The sequence below is a fragment of the Streptococcus suis genome (assembly GCF_002960445.1).
In the GTDB taxonomy this organism is placed as follows: domain Bacteria; phylum Bacillota; class Bacilli; order Lactobacillales; family Streptococcaceae; genus Streptococcus; species Streptococcus hyiners.
Genome location: NZ_POJD01000168.1, coordinates 1 through 267, shown reverse-complemented (window position 1 = coordinate 267; position 267 = coordinate 1). Strand labels below are relative to the sequence as shown.

Annotated in this window: 1 protein-coding gene; it reads left to right on the top strand. The window is 42.3% G+C overall.

Going from position 1 to position 267, the window contains the following annotated elements; all coding sequences use genetic code 11:
* Window position 1 precedes the first annotated feature (1 nt).
* A partial coding sequence (locus C1G53_RS06905) for a DNA cytosine methyltransferase (protein ID WP_238139118.1) occupies window positions 2-267 on the top strand: 266 nt, incomplete at its 3' end.

The following is a 267-nucleotide window of genomic DNA, read 5'->3' as shown; positions in this document are numbered from 1 at the left end:
AGTGGGTGGTTTTCGTCGTGGTTTGGAATTAGCTGGTTTCAAATGTATCGGTTACTGTGAAAAGGATAAGTTTGCACGAAAATCTTATGAAGCAATGTATGACACGAAAGGAGAATGGTTTCATGACGACATCACAAGCATTGACCCAACACAACTTCCAAAAGCAGATTTATGGACTGCGGGAAGCCCTTGTCAAAATGTGTCTATCGCAGGGAAGCGAGCAGGACTATACGGTGAACGAAGTGGACTCTTTTTTACATTTGTTGA